This is a genomic window from Nocardia sp. NPDC003999 (genome assembly GCF_053604885.1).
Map to the genome: position 1 here is coordinate 461,906 of NZ_JBSGIB010000004.1, position 13,140 is coordinate 475,045.

Sequence of the window (13,140 nt, forward strand, 5' to 3'; positions counted from 1 at the left end):
TCAGCGGGAATCGAGACGAACCATGGCCGCGACTCTCGATGCCATAAGCGACTGTCTCAGCGCAGCTTCGCGAAGAACTCCGTGATCTCCTCCGTCATGAGCGCGGGCGCCACATGGTGCAGGTAATGGGTGAACACATCGTGCGTGCGCCACGAGACGATGTTGTGATCGCGCTCGGCGAAGCGCCGGATGCCGTGGAAATCGCCGGAGGAGCCGCACAGCGCGAGCGGAACCGTGGTCGGCGCGGTGGGGTGCTCGGCCTTGTCCTTCTCGAAGTAGTGCCGGATCGCCGAGCCCGCGGTGCCGGTGAGCCAGTGGATCGCGATATTGGTCAGCACGAAGTCGTCGTCCAGATCCGGGCCGAGCAGTTGGCCGTTCCAGCCGACCAATCCGGCGGGCGAATCCGTGATCGCGTGCGCCAGCGTCTGCGGCTGCTGGGATTGCAGCACGTTGAAGCCCATCTTGTTCTTCACGAACCAGTCCAGGGTGGCCAGCGACCGCTGCTCGTCCTCGTCGAGATCGGCCAGTTCGGCCGGGTCGCCGGACGGGAACGAGTACACCTGCGCGACGTGCACGCCGACGACGTTCTCCGGAGCCACCCGCCCGAGTTCCGGCGAGATCTGCGATCCGCCGTCGTTGCCCACCGCGCCGTAGCGGGCGTAGCCGAGCCGCCGCATCAACTCGGCCCAGGCGCGGGCGATGCGAGCGTCGTTCCAGCCCGCCTCGGTGGTGGGGCCGGAGAAGCCGTATCCCGGTACCGAAGGGATCACCAGATCGAATCCGGCCGTGGTGAGCGGCTCGATGACGCCGACGAACTCGACGAAAGTGCCGGGCCAGCCGTGCGTGAGGATCAGCGGGAACGCGTCCTCCTGTACGGATTTCACGTGCAGGAAATGGATGTTCTGACCGTCGATCTCGGTGGTGAACTGCGGGTAGGCGTTCAGCGCGTTCTCGACCGCGCGCCAGTCGAACCCGTCGCGCCAGTAATCGACCAGGTGGCGGACGCGCTCGACGCTCACCCCGTAGGTGTCGCCCGAGCCTGGGATCTGCTGAGCCCACCGGGTACGTGCGAGCCGGTCGCGCAGGTCGTCCAGCTCGGCCTGGGCGATGTCGATGCGGAAGGGGGTGATCGCGGTCATGTCCTGCTCCTAGTGAAACGGAATGCTCTGTTCTGTTTCAACCGTAACAGAACGGATCATTCCGTTTCAAGTGCTACGCTGAATTCATGCCGAGAACATCCGACGCCCCAGCTCAGAAGGGTCTGCCCGGCCGCAAGGCGCAGGCGGCCCGCAACGACGGCTTGATCCTGGAGGCCGCCCGCGTGGTCTTCCTCGCCGACGCGACGGCCCCGATCTCCGCCGTCGCCGAACGCGCGGGCGTCGGGATCAGCGCGCTCTACCGCCGCTATCCGAGCAAGGAAGTGCTGCTGCGCACGCTCTGCCATGACGGTCTGCGCCGATACAACGAGGAGGCCGAAGCGGCGCTGGAGGATTCGGACGGATGGCGCGGACTCGTCGGCTTCTTGGAGCGCGTGGTGGACGCGGACGTGCATTCCCTCGCCGTGCACCTCGCGGGCACGTTCACCCCCGACGAATCGATCCTCCCCGACGTCCTGCGCTCCGGCGAGGCCACCGAGGAGCTCGTGCGCCGCGCCCACGCCACCGGCAAGTTGCGTCTCGACGTCACTCCGCAGGACCTCGGCCTGATCCTGGAATCCTGCGCGGCGGTCGCGGTGCCCGACCCCGAGCGCACGGTCCAGTTGCGCCGCCGCGTGCTCGCGATGCTCGTCGCCGGACTGAGCTCCGACGGCGAGCTCCCCGGCCCACCGCCCGCGCCGGACGAGTTCTCCTGGCGGTGGGCACGGCGATGAATTTCCCGGAGTGAACCGGTCCGCACTGGTAGGAATACCGCAGTCCGCCGAAAGGAAGTGCCGTGAACTGGACACTCGAGGTCGTGATCGTGCCCGTGTCGGACATCGACCGAGCCAAGCGGTTCTACGCGGAGCAACTGGGCTTCGCCGTCGACCACGACACGAAGATCGCCGAGGAGGTGCGCATAGTGCAGCTCACCCCGCCCGGCTCGGGCTGCTCGATCGTGATCGGCAAGGGCGCGGTGCCGGACATGCGCCCCGGATCCCAACAAGGCCTCCAGTTGGTAGTCAACGACCTGCGCAAAGCCCATGAGGAACTGACTTCCCGCGGCGTCGAGCTCACCGAAATCCAAGTCCTCGGCGAAAACCCGACCCCCATGCCCGACCCCTTGGACAACGTCGGATTCTTCTTCTTCACCGACCCGGACGGCAACGGCTGGGCCGTCCAACAGATCTCGACCCGTCCGTGAACGCGTCGGTGACGAACGCCGTGTGGGTCTGCCTCGGTTATCGGTTGCCGAGGAAGAGGGTTTGCGTGCTGCGGCCCAAGGGACCCTTTTCGTCGTAGAGCGCTGATTCCGCCATACCTATGCCATGGGGTTGGGGGTAGGTGACGGCGTCGAGGCAGACCCATTCGCCCGCCGGCTGGCGGTACAGGGTGACCGTCAGGTCGGTGTTGATGAAGAGGTACTTCGACCAGTCCAGGACCGCGCTCACGCCGTTGCCGGAATCCGCGGCCGCGAGGGTGCGCTCTAGCGGGCTCGGATCGGTGCCCGCGACGATCGGGTGCTTGATCCTGATCCAGCAGATCGCCGGGCCTGGTTCGGAGAAGGATCCGCTGACGAAGCGGTAATCGATGGCCGTGTGGAACCCGATCGGCTGGGTGGACGGGAACGGCTCGGGCGCGTCCGCGTGCTCCGGGCCGGGGCGCGAGCCCGTCGGCAAGAAGCGTTCCGGCAGCGGCAATTCCGGTTCGGCCAGCTTGAATCGCCAGGCATTCGCCCGCATCACCGGCCCGCGCTCGGTCGACAGTGTCGCCTCGATGAGTTCGACGCTGCGACCGGGACGCGCGACGCGCGCCTGCGCGGTGAGCGGTTCCAACGGCACCGGGCCGAGGATCTCGACGGCGACCCGGCCGACCTGGAACCCGGGCCGTGGCTCGCACCGCTCGATCACGTGTCCGAGCAGCGCCGACGGTGGACCGGCGTGCTGGGCGTCCGGCGACCAGGGGCCACGGGTGAACTCGGTCGAGATGAATCGGTCCGGCCGATCGGGATCGGGTAGGTAGAAGGCGTCAGTCATGACCGTGCCTCGCCCGCGCTCGGCTCAGTGCGCGCCCGCGCGCGGTGTCCTCGGTTGCTTCGCTGACGCTCGCTCACGTCGCTGTCCATCCTTCGGGCCGATCGGTCGCTTGCACAACGACGGTAACCCGCCCTGGAACGGGCTCGGGATCAGACCCGGCCGAACGCGAGCGCGACGTTGTGCCCGCCGAAACCGAACGAGTTGTTCAGTGCGAAATCGATGTGTTGAGTCCGTGGCGCGCCCGCGACGACGTCGAGATCGATCTCCGGATCGAGGTTGTCGAGGTTCAACGTCGGCGGGACGACCTGATCCCGCAGGGTGAGCATGGTGACGAGCGATTCCAACGCGCCGACCGCCCCGATCGAGTGACCCAGCGCGGATTTCGGAGCGTAGACCGAGGCGTCGGGCGCGACGGAGGTGATCGCGTTGGCTTCCGAGGCGTCGCCGATGGAGGTCGACGTGGCGTGGGCGTTCACATGCTGGATATCCGAAGCCCGCAGTCCCGCGGTTTCGATGGCCTTGCGCATCGCGCGGGCAGCGCCGAGCCCTTCCGGCTCGGAGGCGACGATGTGATAGGCGTCGGAGGTGATGCCCGCGCCGAGCACCCGCCCGTGCACGGTCGCGCCGCGCGCGCGTGCGTGCCGCTCCGATTCGAGCACCAGCAGCGCGCCCGCCTCGCCGAAGACGAACCCGTCGCGGTCCCGGTCGAACGGGCGGGACGCGCGTTCCGGTTCGTCGTTGCGGGTGCTCATGGCGCGCATCATGGCGAAGCTCGCGATGGGCACGGCGTCGATGTGTCCTTCGACCCCGCCCGCCACCACTACGTCCGCCTCGCCGGTGGTGATCAGCCGCCAGGCGTGCGCGATCGCCTCCGAACCCGACGAACATGCCGAGACCGGAGCGAAAACTCCGGCTTTGGCACCGATTTCGAGCCCGACGGTGGCGGCGGGACCGTTCGGCATCACCATCGGCACCGACATCGGCGACACCTTGCGGTAGCCGCCCGCTCGCATCGCGTCGACCGCGGAGATCAGCGCGTCACCACCGCCGAGCCCGGTGCCGATCGCCACCGCCAAGCGGTCGCCGTCCACCTCGGGCGCGCCCGCCGCGCGCCAGACCCGGCGGCCGAGCACCAGCGCCATCTGTTCGACGTAGGAATGCCTGCGCTGTTCGACCCGGGACAGTTCCCCGCTGGGCTGTGACTTCAACTTGCCGCCGATGCGGACCGGCAGGTCGTACTCGGCCACGAAATCGTCATCCAACGCGCCGATCCCGCTGTGCCCCGCCAGCAAACCGGACCAGGTCGTATCCATGTCGTCGGCCAGCGACGTGGTCGCCGCGTATCCGGTGACCACGACCGAATTCCGAGTTTCTGAAGCGATTGTTACAGTCACGATGTCATGAATACCTGTACCGATCGCTACAGTCAACCCATGGCCCGCCCCCTCGACCACGCCAAACGCGCCGAACTGCTCGCCGCCGTCGTGCGCTACATCGCCGATCACGGTCTCGCGGACCTGTCGCTGCGCCCGCTGGCCGCCGAACTCGGCACCAGCTCCCGCATGCTGATCTACTACTTCACGACCAAGGAGGAATTGCTGGTCCAAGCGCTGGCGACGCAGCGCCCCGACATCGCGGCGATGTTCGCCGACATCGGTGACGCTGCGGAACTGCGCGACCGGCTGTGGGATTTCTGGACCGCGAACGCCTCGGGCGGCGGCCGCACCAGCGTCAGGGTGATGCTTCAGGTGCTCGGCGCGGCCTGTGCGCCGCGCAGTCCGTATGCCGATTACGCCAACTCGGCCATCGCGATCTTCGTCTCGGCGCTGGCCGACGGGCTGCGCGTCATCGATTCCATTGATGACCCGGAAATTGTCGCCACACTGCTGATTTCGGGTCTGCGCGGAATTCTGCAAGACCGGCTGATCACCGGCGAGGTCGAGCGCACCGATCGCGCGGCCCGCCGCCTGATCGAACAGACGGTGCTCTGAACAGTTTGTCGGCGCATCGGCAGTGAGCGGCGTCCGGGCGGTGGTGCGGCCGGTGACGGCGGAATCCGGTAGCGACGCTGTTGCGGTTCGTCGGGCTGCGCTGAATGTTCCGTGACGGCGGGGGCGATCGTGAGTCGAACGGATCGGCCGCTGCTGGACCGTGACCTCGGGACAGGCGGAATCGTGGGTATCCACGCTTGCGGCGCTGCTGCTCGGCACGGCCGTGGCCCCACATGTGCGACTCGCTCTGCGACGAGGGCGGGGCAATCGTAGTGCCCGGATGGTCTCGCGCGGAGGCGATCACTCGGGCCGGGACTCCGGGTACGCATGCGCGAAGAGGCGTTCGAGCATCGCATGCAGCTGCTCTCGTTCCGCAGGGTCGAGCGGGGCGAGGATCTCGTCGCCGACCCGACCGGCTTCGCGATCGAGGGAACGCAACGCGGTACGTCCGGTCCGGGTGAGGCGCACGGTGATGCGGCGACGGTCGCGCTCGTCCCGCGCCCGTTCCACCCTACCGGCGGCTTCGAGTTCGTCGACGATCTTGGCCACGTCGCTGGGGTGGATGGCCAGGCGCTCGGCCAAGTCCCGCTGCGCGTGCGGGCCGAAATCGGCGAGCGCCGCGAGAATCGCCATGTGCCACAGGCGCAGGCCGCGAGCGGCGAGGCGGTCGGCGAACCCGGTGCGCGCGGCCTTGCCGACCCGCGACAGGAGGTAGATGTCGAGGCCGAGCAGGCTCGGTGGGAGTGCGCGTCCGGTACCCATGGGCCTATTGTAGAAGCGAACCTAACATAGGTCAGCACCAACTAATCGGAGATCACCGTGGACGCGCTACATCCGAGACTCCTCGTCACCCGCTTCGCCGAATGCTTCGGGTTCTACGCGGCGGTGCTACCCGAGCTGATCGGGGCGACCCTCGTCAAGGGAACCGCCGCCGGTCCATACGCGAACTGGGACGTGGCGGACCAAGGCGTACTAGTGCTCTTCGATCGCGCCGCGATGGCGGAGGTCATCGGCACGTCTACGCTGCCTGCCGCACCGTCGCAGGACACGGTGATGTTCGTCTGCCGAGTGCCCGACGTCGACGCGGGCGCGAAGCTGTGCGCCGACCACGGCGCGACCGTTGTCGCGGGCCCAACCGACCGCCCGCAGTGGGGCCCCGGACTGCGCACCGCCCACCTGCGCGACCCGGAGGGCACGCTCATCGAACTCCAGTCCTATTGACCGCCAGGTAGTTCGACGATTCCATGCCGCACCCGTACGCCAACCGGTGCCTACCGGAGTATCAGGCGTTGTACTTTACAAGTCCGGTTCGCGCAGAAGAGCGTTGATATCAAGTGTCAGCAGATGCTTTCGGACGCGCTCTGCGAAAGCGGGCGCTCCAGCCGCCTTCAGTCGTTCAGGGAGATAGAGCAGTGCGAGCCAATCCCGGAGCGTGCGGGAGTACAAGACGTTCGTAGGCCCTTGCACTTATAAGTGCAAGGGCGACGTCGGGTTCGCAGACGTCGCCCGCCGCATCGTGGAGATGCGGCGGGCGGGGCGGTGACTACGAGACCACGGGCAAATAGACGGCGTTGCCGTGGCTGGCGAACTCGGCGGACTTCTCCGCCATGCCCGCCTGCAGTGCCTCCGCGTCGTTCAAGCCCTGGCGCTCGGCGTATTCGCGCACGTCCGCGGAGATCCGCATCGAGCAGAACTTGGGGCCGCACATGGAGCAGAAGTGTGCGGTCTTGGCGGGTTCGGCGGGCAGGGTCTCGTCGTGGTATTCGCGCGCGGTGTCCGGATCGAGGGACAGCGCGAACTGGTCGCGCCAGCGGAATTCGAAGCGGGCCTGGGACAGCGCGTCGTCGCGCTGCTGTGCGTGCGGATGGCCCTTGGCCAGGTCGGCGGCGTGTGCGGCGATCTTGTAGGTGATCACGCCGACCTTCACGTCGTCGCGGTTGGGCAGGCCGAGGTGTTCCTTCGGCGTGACGTAGCAGAGCATGGCGGTGCCCGCCTGCGCGATGATGGCGGCGCCGATCGCGGAGGTGATGTGGTCGTAGGCGGGGGCGATGTCGGTGGCGAGCGGGCCGAGGGTGTAGAACGGGGCCTCCTCGCACAGCTCCTCCTCGAGCCGCACGTTCTCCACGATCTTGTGCATGGGCACGTGCCCCGGACCCTCGATCATCACCTGCACGCCATGGGATTTCGCGATCTTGGTCAGTTCGCCAAGGGTGCGCAGTTCCGCGAACTGCGCCTCGTCGTTGGCGTCGGCGATGGAGCCGGGCCGCAGGCCGTCACCGAGGGAGAACGTGACGTCGTAGCGGGCCAGGATCTCGCAGAGCTCCGCGAAGTGCGTGTAGAGGAACGATTCCTGGTGATGCGCGAGGCACCAGGCCGCCATGATGGATCCGCCGCGCGAGACGATGCCGGTCACCCGCTTGGCGGTCAGCGGAACGTAGCGCAGCAGCACGCCCGCGTGGACGGTCATGTAGTCGACGCCCTGTTCGCACTGCTCGATCACGGTGTCCCGGTAGATTTCCCAGGTCAGCGCGGTCGGGTCGCCGTTCACCTTCTCCAGCGCCTGGTAGATCGGCACGGTGCCGACCGGGACGGGGGAGTTGCGCAGAATCCACTCGCGGGTCTCGTGGATGTTCTTGCCGGTGGACAGGTCCATGATGGTGTCCGCGCCCCAGCGGGTGGCCCACACCATCTTCTCCACCTCCTCCGCGATCGAGGAGGACACGGCCGAGTTGCCGATGTTCGCATTGATCTTGACCAGGAACTTCTTGCCGATGATGGTCGGCTCGAGCTCCGGATGCTTGTGGTTGGCCGGGATCACCGCGCGGCCCGCGGCGACCTCCTCGCGCACCGATTCCGGCGAGACGCCTTCCCGTGCGGCGATGAAACGCATCTCCGGCGTGACGATGCCCTCGCGGGCCCAGGCGAGCTGGGTACGCGGGCCCTTCCCCTCGGGTCTGTTCCACGTGTCGCGCAGTTTCGGTAGACCGCCTTCGAGATCGATCGTCGCCGACTCGTCGGTGTACGGGCCCGACGTGTCGTAGACGTCGAAGTGCTCGCCATTGGTCAGATTGATCCGGCGCACCGGAATGCGCAGGTCATCGACCTCGAGATAGTGTTTGACGCTGCCCTCGATGGGGCCGGTGGTGACGCTGTCGACGGGTGCGGATCCGCCGTCGGACGCAGCGGCGCGTGCCATTTTTCCTCCCTACGCCGGCATTACCCGGTCAGGTTCATACGGTCGACGGCCCTGACGCCTCTCGGCTAGCCGTCCTCTCAGCCCGCTGGTGCGAGCCCCCGTTGGTTTGTGAAATTTTCCCGCCCGACCATACCCGGACCCGCCGAGCGTCTGCCCGGCGATTCGGCGGATCGAGTGAAGACGCAGGCAGCGGCATTGGGATCAGGCGTCTTCCGCTGGCTGCGGGGTGGCCGAATGTCCCGGCGCGCCGTGGGTGCGGCGAGCTTCTTTCATCTCGGCCTCGTAGATGTGGCGGCGGCCGTCGAGCAGTTCGTCGCGGGCGGCGCGCTCGATGTCGCGGAACAGGTCGTAGTAATTGTCGTCGTATTCCTCGATGATCTGGAATGTCCAGCGTCCGGCCAACACGTTGCGACCGATCAACTCGGCGGAGATCCGATCGGCGATGTGCGCGTGACCCGCCGCGCGGAACAGCTCCACCGCTATGTCGAGCGCCAGATCGGCCCCGCCGGTCAGTTGGTGGAAGGAGTACAGGTGGCCGCGGGCGCGTTCGACGATCTCCAGGGCCTCCGAGAGTTTGCCGGTGGCGGCGACGGTGCCGTCGTCGACGCCATCGGGGCGACGGTGTTGAGCGGCCGGGCGATCGGTCATGACCTCGCTCCTTGTCCGGAGGATGGGTGCGGCCGTGAACTCCGCGGTCCGGCCGGGCAGCGGAGATCGAGGCGCTCGGGTAGCGGCGTACCCGGAGAACGCCGTTCTCAAGCGCGGCTGTCGTCGAACCCGGTATGCGGTGGGACGAGACCGAACGTGTTCAGCGCGGGTGTGCTGGCAGGATCCGGCCGGTGACCTCGCCCAATCCGATCCTGGCCGAACCCGGGCCCGGGGCCGATGCCGTGATCGTCACCGCGTCGCCGTCCTCGAGGAAAGTGCGTTGCTGATCGTTGACCGATACCGGCCTGCTGCCGCCCCAGGACACCTCGATGAACGATCCGCGCTGGCCGGGTTCGGGACCGGAGATGGTGCCAGAGGCGTACAGGTCCCCGGTACGCGTCGACGCGCCGTTCGCGGTGAGATGAGCCAGCATCTGCGCCGGTGACCAGTACATCCGGGAGTAGGGCGGGTAAGTGACCGGTTGTCCGTTCCACGTCACGGTGAGTTCGATGTCCAGGCCCCAGTGCTCGGTGCCGAGCAGGTAAGGCAGGGGCGCGGGTGACTGCTCGGGCAGCGGTATCCGCGCCGACTCCAAGGCAGCCAGCGGCGTGATCCACGGCGATATCGAGGTCGCGAACGACTTGCCGAGGAACGGGCCGAGCGGCTGGTACTCCCAGGCCTGGATGTCGCGGGCGGACCAATCGTTGACCAGCGCGACGCCGAAGACCCGGTCGGCGAACTCATCGATCTCCACCGGTACGCCGAGCCGCGATCCGACGCCGATCACGAATCCGAGCTCGGCTTCGATGTCCAGCCGCCGCGACGGGCCGAAATCCGGTGCGCCGGAGTCTGTTCCGCGCTGCCCACAGGGGCGTGCCACATCGGTGCCGGACACCACCACGGTGCCCGCCCGCCCGTGATAACCGACCGGCAGATGGCGCCAATTCGGCAGCAGCGGGTCGCCGTCCGGCCGGAACAGGCGGCCGAGGTTCGTCGCGTGGTCGATGCTGGCGTAGAAGTCCACGTAATCGCCGACACGCACGGGCAGCCGCAACACCACGTCGGACAGCCGATGCACCGCGGCGTGGTCCAGTTCGCCGTCGACCGCCGCACGAATCCGGTCGCGCACCGTCCGCCAGCGCACGGGGCCCTGCGCAAGGAAGGCGTTCAGGCTCGGTTCGGCGAAAACCGAATCATCGAGCAGCACAGCCAAATCGATGACATGTTCGCCGAGCCGCACCCCCACGCGGGGGCCTTCTCCGGTCGGCGCGAACACCCCGTAGGGCAGGTTGTCCGGACCGAACAGCGACTCCGGCGCTACCTCCACCTCGGTCCTCACGCGGGGCCCCGCCCCGACCAGCTCCACGCATAGGTCGGGTCCTCGCAGGCCAGCGCGCCTTCGCCGAGCTCCAGCGGGCGAAAGGTGTCCACCATGACGGCCAGCTCGTCGAAGTACTCGATGCCGATGCTGTTCTCGTACGCGCCGGGCTGTGGACCGTGTGCGTAACCGCCGGGGTGCACCGACACCGAGCCTTGCGTGATTCCGGAGCCTTTGCGCGCTTCGTAATTGCCGCCGCAATAGAACATGACCTCGTCGGAATCGACGTTGGAGTGGTAGTACGGCACCGGGATCGACAGCGGGTGGTAGTCCACTTTGCGCGGAACGAAATTGCAGACGACGAAGTTGCCGCCTTCGAACGCCTGATGGACCGGCGGCGGCTGATGGATACGGCCGGTGATCGGTTCGAAGTCGGCGATATTGAAGGTGAACGGATACAGGCAGCCGTCCCAGCCGACCACGTCGAACGGGTGCGCGGCGTAGACCATCCGCGTGCCGACGACCTGGCCGCCGGGGCGGTGCTTGACCAGCACTTCCACTTCGGTGCCGGTCGCACTGATGGTCTCGGTGGGTCCGTGCAGGTCGCGCTCGCAATACGGGGCGTTTTCGAGCAGCTGGCCGAACTTCGACAGATAGCGCTTGGGCGGCGTGATGTGACCTGTCGCTTCGATCGCGTACGCCCGCAAAGGTTCCGGGCCGGTGGGCCGCCAGCGGTGTGTGGTGGCACGCGGGATGAGCACCTGATCGCCCTGCCGTGCGGGCAGCGTGCCGAACACGGTCTCCACCACCGCCGCGCCCGACTCCACATAGACCAGCTCGTCGCCGATCGCGTTGCGGTACAGCGGCGAACCGCCTTTCGCGACCACATAGGAGATGCGCACGTCCGCGTTGCCCAGCAGCAAGCGGCGCCCGGTCACCGGATCGGTCTCCGCCGGGGTGTCGCCGGGGAACAGCGTGTGCAGGCGCAGATGGCGATGACGCAGCGGATGGTTCGGCGTGGTCCGCTGATCGGGCAGCTCCCAGACCGTCGAATCGACCAGTGCCGGCGGCAGGCCACGGTGATAGAGCAGGGAGGAGTCGCCGGAGAAGCCCTCCTCGCCCATCAGCTCCTCGTAGTAGAGCCGCCCCTGCTCGTCACGATGCTGGGTGTGCCGCTTCGGCGGTACCGCACCCACTTGCCGATAGAACGCCATGACCGTTCCTCCGCCAGCCGGTGGTCGGGTAGTTGATCACCATCGTAGTGCGGCCGAATCCCCGATCAGGCGTTTCGCATGGCTCGGTAGACCGCGGCCCCGACGAACGCGCCGAGATCCGCCGGTGTCCAGCCGTCCTGGTCCGCGAGCAGCGCGCGTACGGCGGCCTCGCCCGCGGACACCCACTGCTCCACCAGCACCGGCAACTTGTGCTCGGCGTCCGCCGTGCCCCAGGCGCGCAGCGTCGGGCGCAGGAGTTTGGTACAGCGCTCGATGACGAGCGCGCGCCCGCGCCCGAAGGAATTCGCGACGGCGGGGTCGGGATTGCCGTAGACCAGCCGCCAGGCGTCCGGCCGGCTCGCGGCCTTCGTCAGCAGGGCGCGGAATCCCTGGACGAACACGGTTTCGTCGGCGTCGACGTCCCGTGGCTTCATCACCTCGAGCACGCCGCTGACCAGGTAGCCCTCCTCGCGCTGAATCAGCGCCTCGATCAGCTCGACGCGATCGGCGAAGCAGGCGTAGACCACCGGCCTGGTCACCTTCATCCGCTCCGCGATGGCGGCCATGGTGACCGCGGCGATGCCGTTCTCCACGGCGATGGCGAGCGCGGTGTCGAGCACCTGCGGACGGCGGCGCTCCGGGCCGAGATGCTGTGCGCGCTGCCGTTGCCGCACGGCCGGGTCGGCGCCCATACCGCCCAGCCTGCCGCCGGTGGCCCGGTTACCGCTGCTGCGGCGGGGGAAAGGCGGCTGCGCCGGGCGGGTCACGAGCGCCCGGGTTCGTCGGCGAACTCGGCGATCACCGGGGCGTGGTCGCTGGCGCCCTTGCCCTTTCGCGCCTCACGATCGACCGTCGCGTCCGATACGGTGGCGGCGAGCGCGGGAGAGGCGAGGATGAAATCGATGCGCATCCCCTCTTTTCGCGGGAAGCGCAGCTGGGTGTAGTCCCAGTAGGTGTAGACGCCCGGTCCTGGCGCGAACGGACGCATGACATCCGCGAATCCGGCGTCCACGACGGCCTGGAAGGCATCGCGCTCCGGCTGCGACGTGTGCGTCTTCTCGGCGAAGTACTCCACGGACCACACATCGTCGTCGGTCGGCGCGATGTTCCAGTCGCCCACCAGCGCGATCTTGGCCTGCGGGTTGTCGGCCAGCCAGCGCGCGCCGTTGTCACGCAGCGCGGCAAGCCATTCCAGTTTGTAGGCGTAGTGCGGGTCGCCCAGCATACGGCCGTTGGGCACGTACAGGCTCCACACCCGCACGCCGCCACAGGTCGCCCCGATCGCGCGGGACTCGACGACCGGCGTGCTGATCAGCGACTCACCCGCGTCCTTGTCGAAGCCGGGCTGGCCGGGAAAGGCGAGCTCGACGTCGGAGAGACCGACGCGGGAGACGATCGCCACCCCATTCCACTGGTTGATCCCCAGGTGGGCGACTTCGTAGCCCAGTTCGTCGAAGCGCTCGAACGGGAACTGGTCGTCGCGGCACTTGGTCTCCTGGATGGCCAGCACGTCGATGTCCTGGCGGTCGAGCCAGTCCGCGACGCGGTCGAGCCGGGAGCGAATGGAGTTGACATTCCAGGTGGCGAGACGCACTGCGGCC

General features: G+C 67.8%; 14 protein-coding genes. 4 read left to right on the forward strand and 10 right to left on the reverse strand.

Annotation, left to right across the window (positions count from 1 at the left end; all coding sequences use genetic code 11):
• Positions 1–56 precede the first annotated feature (56 nt).
• Positions 57–1,139: an epoxide hydrolase family protein gene (locus tag ACWESM_RS12520; protein ID WP_452491739.1), complete on the reverse strand. Its 1,083-nt coding sequence runs from the start codon at positions 1,137–1,139 to the stop codon at positions 57–59.
• Between the two features lie 86 nt (positions 1,140–1,225).
• Between ACWESM_RS12520 and ACWESM_RS12525 the strand changes: the two genes are divergently transcribed.
• Both ACWESM_RS12525 and ACWESM_RS12530 read left to right on the forward strand, forming a co-directional pair.
• Positions 1,226–1,870: a TetR/AcrR family transcriptional regulator gene (locus ACWESM_RS12525; RefSeq protein WP_364424568.1), complete on the forward strand. Its 645-nt coding sequence runs from the start codon at positions 1,226–1,228 to the stop codon at positions 1,868–1,870.
• 62 nt (positions 1,871–1,932) lie between these two features.
• Positions 1,933–2,340 carry a VOC family protein gene (locus tag ACWESM_RS12530; RefSeq protein WP_355071635.1) on the forward strand — a complete coding sequence of 136 codons (408 nt, stop codon included), beginning with the start codon at positions 1,933–1,935 and terminating at the stop codon, positions 2,338–2,340.
• 37 nt (positions 2,341–2,377) lie between these two features.
• Here the strand turns inward: ACWESM_RS12530 and ACWESM_RS12535 are convergent, their stop codons facing one another.
• A complete protein-coding gene (locus ACWESM_RS12535) occupies positions 2,378–3,172 on the reverse strand; it encodes a thioesterase family protein (RefSeq protein WP_356962771.1) in 795 nt (264 codons plus the stop codon).
• A gap of 149 nt (positions 3,173–3,321) precedes the next feature.
• Positions 3,322–4,566 carry a KasA/KasB family beta-ketoacyl-ACP synthase gene (locus ACWESM_RS12540; protein WP_452491796.1) on the reverse strand — a complete coding sequence of 415 codons (1,245 nt, stop codon included), beginning with the start codon at positions 4,564–4,566 and terminating at the stop codon, positions 3,322–3,324.
• 39 nt (positions 4,567–4,605) lie between these two features.
• On the opposite strand from ACWESM_RS12540, the gene ACWESM_RS12545 reads away from it, so the two are divergent.
• Positions 4,606–5,163, forward strand: coding sequence for a TetR/AcrR family transcriptional regulator (locus ACWESM_RS12545; RefSeq protein WP_379249066.1), 558 nt, complete (start codon positions 4,606–4,608; stop codon positions 5,161–5,163).
• Between the two features lie 300 nt (positions 5,164–5,463).
• Here the strand turns inward: ACWESM_RS12545 and ACWESM_RS12550 are convergent, their stop codons facing one another.
• Positions 5,464–5,925, reverse strand: coding sequence for a MarR family winged helix-turn-helix transcriptional regulator (locus tag ACWESM_RS12550; RefSeq protein ID WP_397279536.1), 462 nt, complete (start codon positions 5,923–5,925; stop codon positions 5,464–5,466).
• Positions 5,926–5,982: 57 nt separating this feature from the next.
• On the opposite strand from ACWESM_RS12550, the gene ACWESM_RS12555 reads away from it, so the two are divergent.
• Positions 5,983–6,384, forward strand: coding sequence for a VOC family protein (locus ACWESM_RS12555; RefSeq protein ID WP_355071642.1), 402 nt, complete (start codon positions 5,983–5,985; stop codon positions 6,382–6,384).
• 322 nt (positions 6,385–6,706) lie between these two features.
• Here ACWESM_RS12555 and thiC read toward each other — a convergent pair whose 3' ends face one another.
• The 6 genes from thiC to ACWESM_RS12585 all read right to left on the reverse strand — a co-directional run bounded on the left by thiC (position 6,707) and on the right by ACWESM_RS12585 (position 13,133).
• Positions 6,707–8,359, reverse strand: coding sequence for a phosphomethylpyrimidine synthase ThiC (gene thiC / locus ACWESM_RS12560; protein ID WP_452491742.1), 1,653 nt, complete (start codon positions 8,357–8,359; stop codon positions 6,707–6,709).
• A 201-nt stretch (positions 8,360–8,560) separates the two neighbouring features.
• Entirely contained in the window at positions 8,561–9,007 is a 447-nt protein-coding gene (locus ACWESM_RS12565; protein WP_364424552.1) for a hypothetical protein, read from the reverse strand.
• Positions 9,008–9,167: 160 nt separating this feature from the next.
• Entirely contained in the window at positions 9,168–10,346 is a 1,179-nt protein-coding gene (gene fahA / locus ACWESM_RS12570) for a fumarylacetoacetase (protein ID WP_355071649.1), read from the reverse strand.
• On the reverse strand, positions 10,343–11,539 hold the full coding sequence (locus tag ACWESM_RS12575) for a cupin domain-containing protein (protein ID WP_452491744.1): 1,197 nt from the start codon (positions 11,537–11,539) through the stop codon (positions 10,343–10,345). Before ACWESM_RS12575 ends, fahA begins: the two co-directional genes overlap by 4 nt.
• Positions 11,540–11,604: 65 nt before the next feature.
• The gene (locus ACWESM_RS12580; protein WP_355072123.1) at positions 11,605–12,231 is read right to left on the reverse strand and encodes a TetR/AcrR family transcriptional regulator; all 627 of its coding nucleotides are present in this window, start codon (positions 12,229–12,231) and stop codon (positions 11,605–11,607) included.
• Between the two features lie 71 nt (positions 12,232–12,302).
• Positions 12,303–13,133: an exodeoxyribonuclease III gene (locus ACWESM_RS12585; RefSeq protein ID WP_452491746.1), complete on the reverse strand. Its 831-nt coding sequence runs from the start codon at positions 13,131–13,133 to the stop codon at positions 12,303–12,305.
• Positions 13,134–13,140 lie beyond the last annotated feature (7 nt).